Annotated in this window: 16 protein-coding genes; 13 read left to right on the forward strand and 3 right to left on the reverse strand. The window is 53.0% G+C overall.

The window, feature by feature from the left end; genetic code table 11:
* Positions 1 to 29 precede the first annotated feature (29 nt).
* The 6 genes from fdhD to EDM60_RS21020 all read left to right on the forward strand — a co-directional run bounded on the left by fdhD (position 30) and on the right by EDM60_RS21020 (position 6,039).
* Positions 30 to 851, forward strand: a complete 822-nt coding sequence (fdhD, locus tag EDM60_RS20995; protein ID WP_173600098.1) for a formate dehydrogenase accessory sulfurtransferase FdhD — start codon at positions 30 to 32, stop codon at positions 849 to 851.
* Complete coding sequence (gene moaA, locus EDM60_RS21000) at positions 841 to 1,845, forward strand: GTP 3',8-cyclase MoaA (protein ID WP_233454068.1); 1,005 nt, start codon at positions 841 to 843, stop codon at positions 1,843 to 1,845. The genes fdhD and moaA overlap by 11 nt, the downstream gene beginning before the upstream one ends.
* A gap of 5 nt (positions 1,846 to 1,850) precedes the next feature.
* Complete coding sequence (locus EDM60_RS21005; protein ID WP_122965721.1) at positions 1,851 to 3,113, forward strand: molybdopterin molybdotransferase MoeA; 1,263 nt, start codon at positions 1,851 to 1,853, stop codon at positions 3,111 to 3,113.
* 39 nt (positions 3,114 to 3,152) lie between these two features.
* Positions 3,153 to 3,776 (forward strand): HD-GYP domain-containing protein, encoded by a 624-nt coding sequence (locus EDM60_RS21010; protein ID WP_233454066.1) that lies wholly within the window; start codon positions 3,153 to 3,155, stop codon positions 3,774 to 3,776.
* A 184-nt stretch (positions 3,777 to 3,960) separates the two neighbouring features.
* Complete coding sequence (locus tag EDM60_RS21015) at positions 3,961 to 5,022, forward strand: HD-GYP domain-containing protein (RefSeq protein WP_122965722.1); 1,062 nt, start codon at positions 3,961 to 3,963, stop codon at positions 5,020 to 5,022.
* Positions 5,023 to 5,169: 147 nt separating this feature from the next.
* Positions 5,170 to 6,039, forward strand: coding sequence for a universal stress protein (locus EDM60_RS21020; protein ID WP_122965723.1), 870 nt, complete (start codon positions 5,170 to 5,172; stop codon positions 6,037 to 6,039).
* 2 nt (positions 6,040 to 6,041) lie between these two features.
* On the opposite strand, the gene EDM60_RS21025 is transcribed toward EDM60_RS21020, so the two are convergent.
* A complete protein-coding gene (locus EDM60_RS21025) occupies positions 6,042 to 7,295 on the reverse strand; it encodes an MFS transporter (protein WP_122965724.1) in 1,254 nt (417 codons plus the stop codon).
* A 61-nt stretch (positions 7,296 to 7,356) separates the two neighbouring features.
* Entirely contained in the window at positions 7,357 to 7,950 is a 594-nt protein-coding gene (locus EDM60_RS21030) for a TetR/AcrR family transcriptional regulator (RefSeq protein WP_122965725.1), read from the reverse strand.
* 153 nt (positions 7,951 to 8,103) lie between these two features.
* Between EDM60_RS21030 and EDM60_RS21035 the strand changes: the two genes are divergently transcribed.
* Entirely contained in the window at positions 8,104 to 8,946 is an 843-nt protein-coding gene (locus tag EDM60_RS21035; protein ID WP_122965889.1) for a deoxyribonuclease IV, read from the forward strand.
* Between the two features lie 59 nt (positions 8,947 to 9,005).
* A complete protein-coding gene (locus EDM60_RS21040) occupies positions 9,006 to 9,407 on the forward strand; it encodes a hypothetical protein (protein ID WP_063227799.1) in 402 nt (133 codons plus the stop codon).
* A gap of 205 nt (positions 9,408 to 9,612) precedes the next feature.
* Here EDM60_RS21040 and EDM60_RS21045 read toward each other — a convergent pair whose 3' ends face one another.
* Positions 9,613 to 11,037 (reverse strand): sigma-54 interaction domain-containing protein, encoded by a 1,425-nt coding sequence (locus EDM60_RS21045; protein ID WP_122965726.1) that lies wholly within the window; start codon positions 11,035 to 11,037, stop codon positions 9,613 to 9,615.
* Positions 11,038 to 11,325: 288 nt separating this feature from the next.
* On the opposite strand from EDM60_RS21045, the gene EDM60_RS21055 reads away from it, so the two are divergent.
* The 5 genes from EDM60_RS21055 (at position 11,326) to EDM60_RS21075 (ending at position 15,013) form a co-directional block, all read left to right on the forward strand.
* Entirely contained in the window at positions 11,326 to 11,991 is a 666-nt protein-coding gene (locus tag EDM60_RS21055; RefSeq protein WP_122965728.1) for a CoA transferase subunit A, read from the forward strand.
* Complete coding sequence (locus tag EDM60_RS21060; protein WP_122965729.1) at positions 11,991 to 12,653, forward strand: 3-oxoacid CoA-transferase subunit B; 663 nt, start codon at positions 11,991 to 11,993, stop codon at positions 12,651 to 12,653. Before EDM60_RS21055 ends, EDM60_RS21060 begins: the two co-directional genes overlap by 1 nt.
* A 39-nt stretch (positions 12,654 to 12,692) precedes the next feature.
* The gene (locus tag EDM60_RS21065; RefSeq protein ID WP_122965730.1) at positions 12,693 to 13,502 is read left to right on the forward strand and encodes a transporter substrate-binding domain-containing protein; all 810 of its coding nucleotides are present in this window, start codon (positions 12,693 to 12,695) and stop codon (positions 13,500 to 13,502) included.
* Positions 13,503 to 13,588: 86 nt separating this feature from the next.
* Positions 13,589 to 14,254 carry an amino acid ABC transporter permease gene (locus EDM60_RS21070; protein ID WP_063227804.1) on the forward strand — a complete coding sequence of 222 codons (666 nt, stop codon included), beginning with the start codon at positions 13,589 to 13,591 and terminating at the stop codon, positions 14,252 to 14,254.
* An 18-nt stretch (positions 14,255 to 14,272) separates the two neighbouring features.
* Positions 14,273 to 15,013 carry an amino acid ABC transporter ATP-binding protein gene (locus EDM60_RS21075; RefSeq protein WP_122965731.1) on the forward strand — a complete coding sequence of 247 codons (741 nt, stop codon included), beginning with the start codon at positions 14,273 to 14,275 and terminating at the stop codon, positions 15,011 to 15,013.
* Positions 15,014 to 15,023 lie beyond the last annotated feature (10 nt).

Consider the following 15,023-nt stretch of genomic DNA (forward strand, 5'->3'; position numbering starts at 1 on the left):
ACCTGGAGGAAAGGCAGGGAGCTTTCGTGATCCAACCCGTCTTTGTTTTGTCGCCTGTCCTGCATTATGAAAACGGCTCTATGCAGGAAAAAGAAGATTCAATCGTGACAGAGTCGCCCATTACGATCGTGCTGAATGACGAGGAATTTGCGACTCTCGTATGCAGCCCGGAATACATCGAGGAGCTTGTCATCGGGTTTTTGGCGTCCGAAGGGGTGATTCAGAGCTATCAGGACATTACGGACCTGTTCATTGACGAGCCAACCGGATTCGCTTACGTTCGCGCTAAAAATGTAAACACGTATAACCAGATGTTTCATTCGAAAAGGTACGTGACTTCCTGTTGCGGAAAAAGTCGGCAAAGCTTCTACTTTTACAATGACGCCCGAACGGTGAAAAAGCGGGATGACACAGCCGTGACGATCCCGGCGGCTGACTGCTTTCGCTTCATGCAGGCGATGCAGCAATCGGCTACGCTTTTTCAGGATACGGGAGGGGTGCACAATGCTGCCCTGTGCGATCCAAACGGGATTGTCGTCTCCCGAATGGACATAGGCAGGCATAATGCCCTCGATAAACTGTACGGCTACAGTTTGATGCATGCAGTGTCCGTTCATGACAAGGTCATGGTGTTCAGTGGCCGGATTTCTTCCGAAGTATTGCTGAAGGTAGCCAAGATCGGCTGCAGCATCGTTTTGTCCAAGTCAGCGCCGACCGAATTGGCGCTTCGTCTGGCAGATGAACTCGGCATTACTACCGTTGGCTTTATTCGCAATCAGTCGTTTAATGTGTACACCTGGCCTGAGCGAATCGTGCAGGAAAAAGGGGGGAAGTCCAGTGATTCCCAGTGAATTAGTGGACTCGTTTGGCCGGATTCACGATTATTTGCGCATTTCCGTGACAGATCGCTGCAACTTGCGGTGTGTGTACTGCATGCCTGCTGATGGCATGGAATTTGAACCCGCAGAAAACATTCTGTCTTTTCACGAGATTACCGAGGTTGTCAGGGTTTTGGCTGAAATGGGCGTGAAAAAAGTGCGGTTGACCGGCGGAGAGCCGCTCGTCCGCAAAGGATTGGAAGAGCTGATCGAGAGCGTAGCGGGGATACCGGGAATCGAAGATATTGCGCTGACGACCAACGGCATTTTTTTGGCGAAAAAGGCCAAGAAGTTAAAAGAAGCGGGCTTGAAGCGCATCAACATCAGCCTGGATACGTTGAGGCCGGAGCGTTTTTCGCTGATCACCCGCGGGGGAGACGTCAACCGCGTCCTCGACAGCATAGCGGCGTGCCAGCAAGTCGGGATTCAGCCGATCAAGCTGAACGTCGTGCTGATGAAGGGAATCAACGATGACGAGATTGCAGATTTTCTGCGGCTGACCATCGATGGTGCTCTGCAAGTCCGCTTTATCGAGTACATGCCGATCGGCCACAACGACACGAGATGGAAACAGTCGTATTTGCCGTTGTCCACCGTGCTGGATCGTTGCAAGGAAATGGACTGGAAAGTCGCAGAGACGCATGATGGCCGCGGCAACGGGCCTGCGCAAACGTTTCGCATAGCAGGTGCCAAAGGCAGCTTTGGGCTGATTCATCCTGTGAGCGAGCATTTTTGCGAAACGTGCAATCGGCTGCGCTTGACGGCAGATGGCAATATTAAGCCGTGCCTGTACTGGTCAGATGAATTTAACGTCCGCAAATGCATCGGCGATGACGAAGCGGTTCGTCAACTTTTTTTCAAAGCGCTGAGCATCAAGCCGCAAAATCATGAAATGGCCTTGGCTTTGGCGGGGGAAAGTCAGTCGCACGTACCAACCGTAAGACGTATGTCGCAAATTGGAGGATAGTCGACATGGAAAAAGGGGCAAGCGTCAACCGTTTTCGTCGAAATACCGTCCAGGTGGAGGAAGCGCAGCGCAGAATCGAGCAGCATCTGCGTCCGCTTGGCGTGGAACAAGTTTCGTTGGAAAATGCCTACGGCCGCACATTGGCAGAGGATGTGTTCGCGCCTTCGCACATGCCGCATTTTCGCCGCTCCGGGATGGACGGTTTCGCTATTATGTCCAGTTCTACCAAAGGAGCGTCGCCTGAATCTCCCGTCTGTTTGGAAGTGATCGAGCATATTCCGTGCGGCTTTGTCCCGACGAAAGCCGTCTCGCCCAAAACGGCTTCGCGGATCATGACAGGCGCGATGGTGCCCGAGCAAGCAGACGCTGTGATCATGCTGGAAATGACGGAGGAGAGCGAAAAAGAGGGCAAAACCTGCATTTCCATCCGAAAAGAGATTCCAGCCGGAAAAAATCTGACTTCGATTGGTGACGAAATCACGCAGGGCGATTGTGTGTTGCAGAAAGGAACAAAAATTGGCGCAGGTGAAACGGCGCTGTTGGCTATATTCGGTTTCCACCATGTCCACGTATGCAAGCGTCCGACGATTGCGATTTTCGCAACGGGCTCGGAGCTTTTGCCTGTGGAAGCGCCACTGACGCAGGGGAAAATTCGCAACAGCAACTCCTATATGCTGCAAGCGTTGATCCGCGAAGCAGGAGGAATCCCTTTGCTGATGGGCGCCATCCCGGATGAAGCGGCGAAAGCGCAGTCGCTTGTCTTGGAAGCATTTTCTCAAGCGGATTTTGTCGTGACATCCGGTGGGGTATCGGTAGGCGACTACGATATTTTGGTAGACCTGTTTCAAAACTGGGACGGGGAAATGCTGTTTAACAAAGTAGCGATGCGTCCCGGTAGCCCGACGACGGCAGGCGTTTGGAACGAGCAGTTTTTATTTGCGCTGTCAGGCAATCCGGGAGCGTGTTTTGTCGGTTTTGAGCTGTTTGTCCGCCCGGTTATTTTGGGGATGCAAGGCCAGTCCCAGAGATACCGGCAGGAATGCACAGCCTTTTTGGGAAAAGAGTTCAGCAAAGTCAATGCCTATCCGCGCTATGTTCGCGGCAAGTCTTATGTAAGCGAAGGCAAGCTATTCGTTGAGCCTGTCGGAATGGATCAGTCAAGCGTTACCGTATCGATCAAAGATTCCGATTGCCTGATCAAGATTCCCGCTGGCGGGAAAGGAGTACAACAAGGAGAGCTCATCTCCGCTCTCCTGCTCAAAGGGTAGCGAGCGTGCCGACGCATTTTTTGGATCGAGGAGGCACCATTGCAAAAACTGTTAAAAACAATGTTGTATTGTCATCAAGCCACGACGAATCTCATGATCGACACGATTCATTCGCTCATCACCAGTGTGAATGCTCGTGATCCGTATACGTACCAACACTCGCTCAACGTCGGGTTTTACGCCTGGAAAATCGCCAACCAGTTTCAACTGGGCGAAGAGGAATGTGTCAATATGTATATCGCTGGCCTGCTGCATGACATCGGAAAAATCGGTACGCCAGATTCGATCTTGCGGAAATACGGCGAGCTGACGAAGGAAGAATGGGAACTGATCAAGAAACACCCGGAGACAGGGTGCGCGATCGTGCAAATGATTGGCCCGCTGCAAAATCGGGGAATCGATCAGACGATCCTGTACCATCACGAACGGATGGATGGGCAGGGCTATCCCCATGGCCTTTCTTCAGCAGAGATTCCGCTCGGCGCCAAAATCGTCTCTGTAGCAGAAGCTTTCGATGCGATGACAACCGTTCGACTGTACCGTCCCGCTCTCCCATACGGCGAAGCAGTCGAGCAGTTGATCGACGGCAAAGGAACGCAATTTGACCCGATTGTGGTTGATGCCTTCCTGAAAAGCATGGCTGATCGCAGCTGGTGGGACTGATTCCTTTAAAAAATAACGACACGAAAGACTTTTGTGCAAAAAGTACCGGATCAATCAGGTGCTTTCTGCCCGCAAAGGTCTTTTTTGTGTGGGAATGTTCATAAAAACAGCGGCGAAACATGTTTTTTCAATGCTAATATAGGGAAAAAGCATCAGGGGAAGAGGAATCAGGAGGATTGACCCCATGAAATATGTGAGTGTGGATCAAGTCGAGCCTGGAGATGTGCTGGCTCGCAGCATTTATACAAGCGAGGGCTTGACGCTGTTGCAGACGGGCGTGCAGCTGACCGTCGGAATGATTAACAAGTTGCGTCGTTTCGGGGTGACGATGCTCAGTATCAAAGACCCTTTTTTCGACGAGATCAAAGAACAGGAAGTCGTGACAGAGACGACGAGAAAAGATGCGATCCGCAATCTGTCCGGGGCGATTGCATGTGTCCAGTCGGGCAAGCAGTTCGACGTGCGCGGCATCCAAAAGTCGGTCGGAAATATCGTCGAGGAGACGCTGCGCAATCGCAAGGTGCTGCTCAATCTGGGGGAAATTCGCACGACCGACAACGCCCTGTACATCCATTCACTCAATGTTTGCATGATGGCGACGGTCATGGGCGTGGGTCTCGGGTACAACACGACGCAGTTGAAAGAACTGGCGATTGGCGCCCTTTTGCATGACATCGGCAAACTGTCGGTCGACAAGGAAGCGCCTGCCTACAAGAAAAACAACAAGACCAATCATCATACATGGCTAGGGTTTGACATATTGCGCAAAAAACACGAGATGAGCATCGTGTCTGCGCACGTTCCCTTGCAGCACCACGAATGGGTCGACGGGACAGGCGTGCCCCGCGGCCTCAGCGGAGACGAGATTCACGATTTCGCCAAAATCGTCTCGATTTGCAATTACTACGACAATCTCATTTCGCCTTTTTCCGAAGAAGAGGAGACGATGGCGGCCTATGAAGCATGCGAGCAGGTCATGGGATTGGCGGAAAAGCGTTTCGATCACAAAATGGTCGTTCATTTTCTGCGCTCGATTGCCATGTATCCGACCGGAACGTCACTCAAGCTGAGTACAGGCGAAGTCGGCGTCGTCATCGACCAAAACCGCGGCTTGCCAGCCCGCCCTGTCGTCCGGGTCATCCGGCGAGAGCAGCAGGCCAATCGGCGGATGGCAGAGGATCACGAGATTTGCGACATCGATCTCGGCGCAGAGCCTACCATTTTTATTACAGGGGTGATGGAATAGCGCACAGCCAGTCCTAAGGGTTTTTGGAATGCCAAGATCAGGGAATTCCCCTACATACATAACTAGGGAGCAAGTCTACAATGAAAGCAGGCAAAAAGTCGTAAGAATCGACTTTTTGCGACGAAGAAGAGGAAAGGACGTGTCCTTATGTCCCGTATTCTAGTACCAGTAGATTTTTCTGCACAGTCGATCCAGGCGGTTCGCTTCGCTCTTGCGTACGCCAAAAATAAGCATGAATTGACCTTGCTTCATGCCATTCCTCCATTTCCTTCACGCAATGTCGTAAGAAAGCTCGGACAACAGAGCGTGGAAGATTTTCAATTGGACGAAGCAAAAGAAGATTTGAAAAAGTTCCTCACGATCGTAGAAGAGGCAGGGGTTCCTTACGAGCTGGAAATCGAGTTCGGAGAGCCGCATGAAGTCATCTCCAAGCACGCTACGAACGGCGAGTATGCCGCGATCGTGATGGGGACGCACGGATATGGCCGGATTACCGGATTCTTGCTGCAAAGCGTCAGCTACCCAACCATTCACGATGCGCAGTTGCCTGTGTTCCTCATTGCCGAGGAGACAGATGCCGACAGCTTCCCATGGCAAAAAGTTTTGATCACGGTGGACGGCTCGGAGCAAGCGAAAAACGCGGCGCAAAAAGCAATCGCTTTGAGCGAGGGCATTCCTGGCGTTTCTTACCTGCTCCTGAGTGTCGTCACTCCTCCTGTTGCTTACGCTGGTGTGTACGGTGTAGGCTGGGAAGACACAGCGACTCTGGAAAACTGGGGAAAAGAAACCGTTCGCACTTGCGAAGAAGTGCTGGAAGCAGCGCAAATCCCTTATGAGAGCAAAGTCGTGATTGGCGATCCTGCAACAGCGATTCGTCAAACAGCCGAAGAGGAAAACGTTGGCCTGATCGTACTCGGCCACCATGGCCTGGGCGGCATCGCGGGCACTCTGCTCGGCAGCGTCACCTTCAAAACGATCCACCGCACCAAAACACCGTTGTTGATCGTCAAATCATAAGCTCATTCATGAACTGGCAAGCTGTCCGCACTGCGGGCAGCTTCTTTGCTTTCCAGGGCGGCGGCATCCGAGGCGGTTTCCCACGGAATCCGCGAGCATCCCCAGGCAGCGACGAGGACGATGGCACCTGCGATTACAAACACGCTGATCAGCGAGGTCATCTGCATGAGCGGGCCGGCTGCGAACGAACCGATCATCATCAATCCGACGAGCAGCGGGGTAATCGTTCCGTTTACCCGACCAACGTACGCCTCGTCGACGAACTTGATCATGCGCATGCCGATCACGATTTCCAGAAAAGCCATCCCGATTCCGGTGAAAAAGCGCATGGAAGCTGTCACGACACCCCAGACAGACAAGGCTTCCACCACGATGGAAAGCGCGAAGAAGATCAAGCCGCCCGTGATGACAAAACGGCTGTTCAAGCGTTGCACGGACAAGGAGGCGAATACGCCGCCCACAAGCATGCCCAACCCTTCCAGGGCGACAAACCATTGGACCGATTCTTTCGGCAGCTGGAGCCGCTCCGTGACCAGGAACACTTCGAGCGGGTTGATCAACCCAGAGGCCAGACCGAGGCAGGCAAAGGCAAGCGCAATTCCGCGCAAGGACGGGTGGTTTTTGACGTAGGCGAAACCTGCCTTGATCTCGGAGAAAAGTGTGCCGTTCTGTTCTTCTGGAGCTGTTGCAGCGTTAGGAAGCAGGCTCAAAATGAGCGTGGAGAGCAGAAACAGAGCTGCCATGGCAATCAGCGAAGGGTAGATGCCCCATTGTTCGTAAAAAAAGCTGCCGATGACCGGGCCGCCAAGCAAAAAGAGTGCGCTCATGCTTTGCGAGATGGAGACGGCCACTCCGACATGTTCTTCCGGGATGTGTCTTTTTAACAGCTTGGCAGACGACGGCTGGGAAAACTGGGACACGACTGCCGAGATGAAAGTAGCGAAAAAGACGGCAACCCACATCCCGTGCCAGAGCAAATACACGATCAACAGCACGGACAAGGCACTTAACAAGTTGCCCGTCATCATCGTCCGCTTCGGATTCCAGCGGTCCGCAAGCGCCCCGCCGATGATCGAAAACAACAAGATCGGCACAAGCTCGATCGCGGTTAACAGCGACACGGCGGTCGGATTGTTGCCGCTCGTTTCCATGACGTAGTACAGCAAAGCCATATTCCTGATCCAAATCCCGATATTTTCCAAAGTATCGGTGACAAAAACGGTCAAAAAGATCCGGTTTCCCCAAATCGATTTCATTTCAACCACTCCCGCAAGAAATTAAACCGAACGTTCGGTCTAAATAAACCTGAAAAAAAAGCTACTTGGCGGCGATACCATGCAGCAAAATATCAATTCCTCTTTTCATCAGGTCAAAAAGGTTTTCTTCGCCCATATTCAAGCCGACATTGATCAGGCCCGTTATGTACCCTTCCAAAATCATCGCCAATTCCCGAGGGTCGCCATCAGCAAATTCCCCGCGCGCGATGCCCTCCTCAAAGATCGGGATGTACAGCGTGTAGGAAGAAGACAGCATCGTCAGGACCTGTTCCATGATGGCTGGATCGGCAAGCTGGCTTCCGGCAAACTCTTCTCCTGCTCGGCGAAGCGGGTGGGACAAAAAGTCTTCCAGCAAAAAAGCAGCCAGGGCATACAGCTTTTCGACAGAGGTGGCGTGCTGTTTTTCTTTTTCTTGCCACAGCCCTGACCATTCCGTGTACTGCTTCTCCAGCAAATACAAAAACAAATATTCCTTGCTTTTGAAGTGGTAGTAAAGGCTTCCTTTGCTCGCACCAGTCGCCTGGCAAATATCTTCAATGGAAGTCGCCAGGTAGCCTTTTTGCGAAAACAGCTCGGTTGCTTTTTCGGCGATATGTTGTTTCGTTTTCTCCCCATCTAGGCGGCGTCTGGACATGATGCAGTAAACTCCTTTTTATAAACTGAACGTTCGGTTTAATAAAAGTGTAGCGGAAATGCGCAAGAAGTGCAAGGGCTGTTTGCCGGAAAGGACGTGTGAGAAAGCAGGAGCCAGGGAAAAATGAAGGGAGCGTACGAGGGGGGAAGAGCGATGCAAATCGGGTGTCACGTCAGCATTCGCAACGGTTACGAAGAGGCTGCCAGAACGGCGCACAAGGAGGGGGGCGCTTCTTTTCAGTTTTTCCCGAAAAACCCGCGCAGTCTGGGAGTCAAGTCGTTTGCTTCCCGCGATGCTGCGGCTTGCCGGGCGTTTTGCGAACAGCACGGCATGCTGGCGATTGCCCATACCGCTTATCTCGTCAATCTGTGTGTCGAGACGGCCGATTTGTACGAGGTAACGGTCGCTTCGGTGCGCAACGATCTGGAGATTGCGGAGGCGTGCGGGGCGCTCGGCGTCGTCGTCCATTTCGGACAGGACAAAGGGCCGGATGTGCTTGCCGGATACAGACGCATGATTCAGATGATGAACGAGATTCTCGCTGGCTGGAGCGGACAGGCCAAGCTGCTAATTGAGAACAACGCGGGGCAGGGAAACCGGATGGGCATTACGCTGGAAGAATTGACGCAAGTGCGGCAATTGCTCGCGGAACCAGAAAAGGTCGGGTTTTGTCTCGATACGTGCCACGCGTTTGCCAGCGGGCTGTGGAACGGGGAAAACTGGCGCGAGGTTGCCGAGCGGATGCGCGAGCTGGACTACTTTTCCCATCTGCGCGCGGTGCATTTGAACGATTCGGTCTATCCGAGCGGCTCGTTTCGGGATCGGCACGCCCCAATCGGAAAAGGGATGATTGGTGACGAGGCTTTCGCGGAGTTTCTGCGCACGCCTGAGCTGCACGGCTTGCCGATTGTCCTGGAGACAGCGAGAGGGACAGACGGCGGGCACCGGGAAGAAATCAGACATGTGCGTCAGTTGGCGGGTGAGTGGCAGGCTTGACCATATTGTGATACAGTGTGAAATGATGTGATGTGTGGTCAATGAGGGAGGAGTTACCAATGGCAAAACGGATCAAAGTGACGATTGCTGACTTTGCTTCGCTGAAAGAAGTGTTGAACAACCCTGAGGAGCTGGCGCTTTACGAGACAGCGAACGGGAATACATACGATGCCGATATCCAGCACGACGGGTTCGCTGTCATCGATGTGACAGAGGACGACTATATCGAGCTGGCACCAGGCGAATACCAACTGATGATCGAGGAATGGACAAACGCGGGACAAATCGGGGATTTGACGCTGCAAACGAAGTCCGATCCGGCTGACGACACCGCTTTGCTCTACCGGAGCGTGGATGCGGCGGGCAATGAAGTGCAAGCGCCACAATCGCTGCCGAAGCAAGTGGTGGAGCTGGTCGCGAAGACGTGGTTTGGCAAAACCGCCAAGAAAATCGAGGAATAAGTCAGACGAAAAGGTCACAGAAAAGAGCGCTCACGTGTTGAGCGCTTTTTTGCTTTTCCGTGGATGGGCTGCGAACAGCTGACAGCCCGCAGTCAACCGTGTAGCTGTGAACGGAATGTCCGGCATGCTTTTTTCGCGAGTGCAAGTGGTCAGCCCTTTTACCAGCGACTTGCAGCAGGTTTCGGCTTGTCCACGGCCGCTTTTCTCAAGCGTCCTCCTCGTCTTCCAAGGCAATCCCGTATTTCTTGATCCGCCGCATCAGCAGCGACTGTGTAATCCCCAAAGCGGCAGCCGTCTTGCGGGTTGTCTTGTGAATGCGCAGCGCCTGCATAATAAACTCCACTTCGATTTTTTCCATGCGCTCCGTCAGGGACAGCGAGCCTAACGTGAGGATGCCTTCCTCCAGCTCGCGAATACTGCGCTGTTCTTCCGGCAAATCGGTGACAGAAATCTCGTCGAGCTTGGAGGTGATGACGATGCGCTCCACCAAGTTTTCCAGCTCGCGCACATTTCCCGGCCAGTCGTACTGGTGCAGCACATCCAGCACATCTGACGTAAACCGCCGCTTCTGGTTATGCTTGGCGTTGAATTTTTGCAGGTTGTGGTGCAAGAGCGGGAATATATCGTCTTTGCGCTCGCGCAATGGCGGCACGTTGATCGGCAAAATGTTCAGTCGGTAGTACAGGTCGTGCCGGAACTTGCCGAGGCGCACCAGCTCCTGCAAGTTCGTGTTCGTGGCGGCGATGATGCGGATGTCGGCCGTGTAGGTTTTCGTGCCGCCGATCGGCATGAATGTTTTGTTTTGCAAAAGCAGGAGCAGCTTCGATTGCAGGTGATAGGGCAGCTCGCTGATCTCGTCGAGAAACAGCGTGCCTTTGTCCGCCATTTTGACCAAGCCGATTTTGCCTGAATGGTTGGCTCCGGTAAACGCCCCTTTGTGGTAGCCGAACAGCTCCGACTCGATCAACGTTTCCGGGATGGCACTACAGTTCACATGGATAAAAGGTCCGGTGCTGCGCTCGCTCAGCTGGTGGATTTGCTCGGCGAGATGGCTTTTGCCCACGCCGGTTTCCCCTGTGATCAGGACAGTCGTATCAGCCAAGGCGACTTTTTTGATCAGCTCCATCAGCGCCAGATAGGAGCGGCTGTTGCCGATCAGCGTCTGCGACGAGCTTTGATTCGCCTCGCGCTTCATCAGTTGCAGCTCCTCGCTGTAGCGCTTGAGCAGGGCCACGGTTTCTTCGAGCTGCGAGCTGGCCCGCGCCGCTTCTGTGATGTCGCGGGAATGGGCGACGATCAGCTCCGGATTGCCAGCTTCATCGGGGATGATATGCCCCGTCACGAGAAATTTTCCTCTGCTGTTCACCAGCTGGATTGTCGTCGTCGGCTTGCCGGATTCGAGGACGAGACGTGTCACAGACGGGCTGAAAATGCCCATCTCCTCCAGATCCGCCACGTTTTGTCCGATCAATTCTGCTTTGGGCATGCCGCACAAGTTTTCGCTCGCTTTATTCAACCAGAGAGTCGTGCCTTGCGCATCCGAGATGAAAATGCCGTCCGCCAGCGAGTTCAATATGTCGATGAAGCGATCGACAGACGACAGGGCCAAAATCTCCGCATCTTTTTCCATTGGCGATTCGCTCCCCCCATTTTTGAACTGATTGTACAAGATGAAACCGTCCGTTGTATAGTGAGTCGGATTTGAAAAAATGTGAGTCGATATCAATTCGGCGTAAACAAGCCTGTTTTTCTTGATTTCGATTCAAAAGTGAGTCTGATTCGATTCGTCAGAAAAAACATAGTTTCGGCAATTTTCGCTACGATTCAGCATTTGCGGCATTGGCACGAGACTTGCTACAACGAAGAAGACGAAAGCGACTTTGCCCAATAATCAAGAGAGATAAGGAATGGCCATGCTATGCTATCAAAACTGGTGACGCGCGACCAAGCAATGGAATGTGTACAAGACGGAGCACGGTTGATGTACGGCGGCTTTGGGACGATCGGTTCTCCGGCCTTGCTGATTGATGCGCTTCTGCAAAAGGGAGTGCGCGACCTGACCTTGATCGGGATTGACGCCGGATACCCCGATGTGGGGATTGGCAAGCTGATCAGCCACGGACGGGTCAAAAAGCTGCTGACGACCCATATCGGCTCCAATCCCGAAGCAGGTCAGCAGATGATGGACGGACGTCTTGCGGTAACATTTTGCCCCCAAGGCATTTTTGCCGAAAAAATTCGCGCCGGGGGCGTGGGCATACCCGGGATTCTCGTCGATGCGCGCATGTGGGGAGAAGCGACAGACGGCAGGGAAGCGGTGCTGTTCGAGGGAAAGCCCTGTTGGATGGAGCCGGCGCTGACGGCGGATGTGGGCATCGTCTACGCGAAACAGGCGGACACGTACGGCAATCTCATCTACGACAAGTCGGCGAGAAATTTGAACCCGCTGGTGGCGATGGCGGCGGAAATCACGATCGCTGAAGTGGAAGAAATCGTTCCGGCAGGCGAGCTGGACCCGGAAAAAATCGTGACGCCAGGCATTTTTGTCGATTACATGGTGAATCGCAGCGGGGGGAACAGCTGATGCGACTGACAATGGATCAACGCAACATGATTGCGCGCCGGGCCGCAAAGGAAATCGTGCCGGGAATGGCCGTGAATCTGGGGATCGGGATTCCCGAGCTGGTCGCTGATTTTATCCCGAACGAATGGCACGTCATGTTCCATTCTGTGAACGGCATTCTCGGAGTCGGGCCTACGCCGATCCAGGGCGAGGAAGATCAGCATATTTCCAACGCGGGGGGAGCGCCAGTCACAATCGTTCCGGGGGCTTCCTACTTTGACAGCACCGTCGCCTACGGCATGATCCGGCGCCGAAAGCTGGATGTGGCTTTTATCGGGGCGCTGCAAGTAAATCGCCGCGGAGATTTGGCGAACTGGATCGTTCCCGGGACGAGGGTTCACGGGATCGGCGGTGGTGCCGAGCTGGCGTTTTACGCCAAAAAAGTGATTGTGCTGATGAGCCATGTGACGCTTTCCGGGGAGCCGAAAATTCGCAGGGAATGCACGTTTCCGCTGACAGCCAAGGGCTGTGTCGACCTGATTGTCACGGAGCGGGCAGTCATTGAGGTAACGCCAGAAGGGTTGATGCTGACGGAGGTGATGTATCCGTATTCATTGCAGGATGTCATTTACCATACCGGAGCGCCGCTTTTGATTTCCGAACATTTGCAAATGGTGGAGTAATGAAACAGTTTGACAGACATCATAAGGGGGCTAATTACTATGAAAAATTCACTCAAAGCCGTTGCAGGAGTATTGTTTTCCTTGTCACTTCTCGTAGCAGGATGTGGACAAGAAGCGTCGACTGGCAATACCGGAGGACAAGGTAGCGCAGCTGCGGGTTCCTCGATGACGAAAGAAGCAGGCGTGTTCACTTTCGCGGCTTCCGGTGAATACCAGCCGTTCAGCTATTTCAAAGACGGGCAGTTGACCGGATTCGATATCGAGATCGGCAACGAAATCGCCAAGCGGCTGAATCTTACACCGAAAGCGGTTACATCGCCTTTTTCCGGCATCATTGCCGGGGTAAAAGAAGGGCGCTACGACGCAGCGATTGCCAGTCATGCCATTACAGAAGAACGCAAACAGCAAATTGATTTTGCTGATCCATATTATTTGTCCGGTGGTCAACTGTTCACTCGTCCGGACGGCACAACTTCCACACTGGAAGAGCTGAAAGGCAAGGAAGTTGCGGTTGCCCTGGGCACTACGCACGAAAAAATGGCGCGCGAGTACACCGACAACATCAAGACGTACGACAGCGACGTGACTGCGCTGCGTGCCCTGGAGCAAGGAAAGCACGATGTGGTCATTACTGATAGCGTGGTCGGGGAAATCGCGATTGGCCAAGGCTTGAAGATCAAGAAAAGCGGAGCGCCGCTGTCAGAGGTTCAGCATGGAATTGCCGTGCGCAAAGGAAACACAGAACTCTTGAACAAAATCAACGAGGTACTGAAGCAAATGCATGAAGACGGCACTTACAAACAGTTGAGCGAAAAGTATTTCCAACGCGATATCAGCAAAAACGAGTAGTTTGACGCATCGGTTCGACTGCCTGTCATCTGCGGGCGCAAAGCTGCGGGTGACAGGAACATTTTATCAGCGAGGGGTGGCATCGAGTGCCCAGTATTTCACATTTGACCGAAGAGTTTTTTCGCACACTGCCGTTTTTTTGGAAGCCGCTGCTGCTGACGTTTGAGCTGACGGTTGCTTCCGTCATCGTAGGTTCGATTATCGGGCTGTTCGTCGCCCTGTTGAAAGTGTCCAAGTTCAAGCTTGGGCAAATCATCGCCAACGTGTATATCATGGTCATTCGCGGTACGCCGCTGATTGTGCAAATTTTTGTCCTCTATTTCGGTTTTTACAAGATGATCGATCTCGGTCAATTTTGGTCAGCGGCTTTGGCTCTGGCGATTCACAGCGGGGCGTACATCGCAGAAATTTTCCGCGGCTCCATCCAGTCGATTGACAAGGGCCAGATGGAAGCAGGCTTGTCGCTCGGGATGTCCTCGTCTCAAACGATGCGCAGAATCATTTTGCCACAAGCGATGAAGCGTTCGATTCCGCCGCTCGGCAACCAGTTTATTTTGTCGCTGAAGGAATCGTCGCTGGCGGCATTTATCGCGATGGATGAGCTGTTTTCGCTGGCTCGCCGTCTGTCAGCAGAAACCTTTGACGAGATGACGTACTTTTTGATCGTCGCCTTGTACTATTTGGTGATTGTCATGATTTTCACGTATGTCGTCCATCGGATGGAAAAGCGGTTGGCCAAAGGTGACGTGTAGAGCAAAGGGGCGAAAACAATGGAAGACAAGCAAGTCATGATTCGCGTGCAAAACTTGAAGAAGAGCTTTGGACAGGTAGAAGTGTTGAAAGACGTCACGTTAGAGGTGGCAAAAGGCGAGGTCGTCGTCTTGATCGGGGCGAGCGGCTCCGGCAAGAGTACGTTGATTCGCTGCATCAACTTTTTGGAAATCAAGAATGGCGGAGATATCTTGATTGAAGGAAAGAGCATCGATCCGAAAAAGGACGATTTGACCAAAGTGCGGCAAAAAGTCGGCATGGTCTTCCAGCACTTCAATCTGTTCCCGCACAAAACCGTGTTGGAAAACGTCATGGAAGCGCCGCTGATCGCGAAAAAAGCGGACAAGGAGCAAACGAAGCAGGAAGCGTTGCAGCTTTTGCAGAAGGTAGGATTGTCAGAAAAAGCAGACGTCTATCCATCCTCGCTGTCAGGCGGTCAGAAGCAGCGGGTGGCGATCGCCCGTTCGCTGGCGATGAAGCCGGAGATCATGCTGTTCGACGAGCCGACATCCGCGCTCGATCCGGAGCTGGTCGGCGAAGTGCTGGAAACGATGAAGCAGCTCGCCCAGGACGGGATGACGATGATTATTGTGACGCATGAAATGGGATTCGCCAAAGAAGTAGCGGACTGGGTCGCTTTTATGAACCAGGGGAAAATCGTGGAGATGGCGCGCCCGGAAGAAATTTTCAACAATCCGAAAGAAGAGCGGACACGCGAGTTTTTGAATCGGGTTTTGTAAGGTAACGAGG

Source organism: Brevibacillus parabrevis (assembly GCF_003710905.1).
Lineage (GTDB): Bacteria > Bacillota > Bacilli > Brevibacillales > Brevibacillaceae > Brevibacillus > Brevibacillus parabrevis.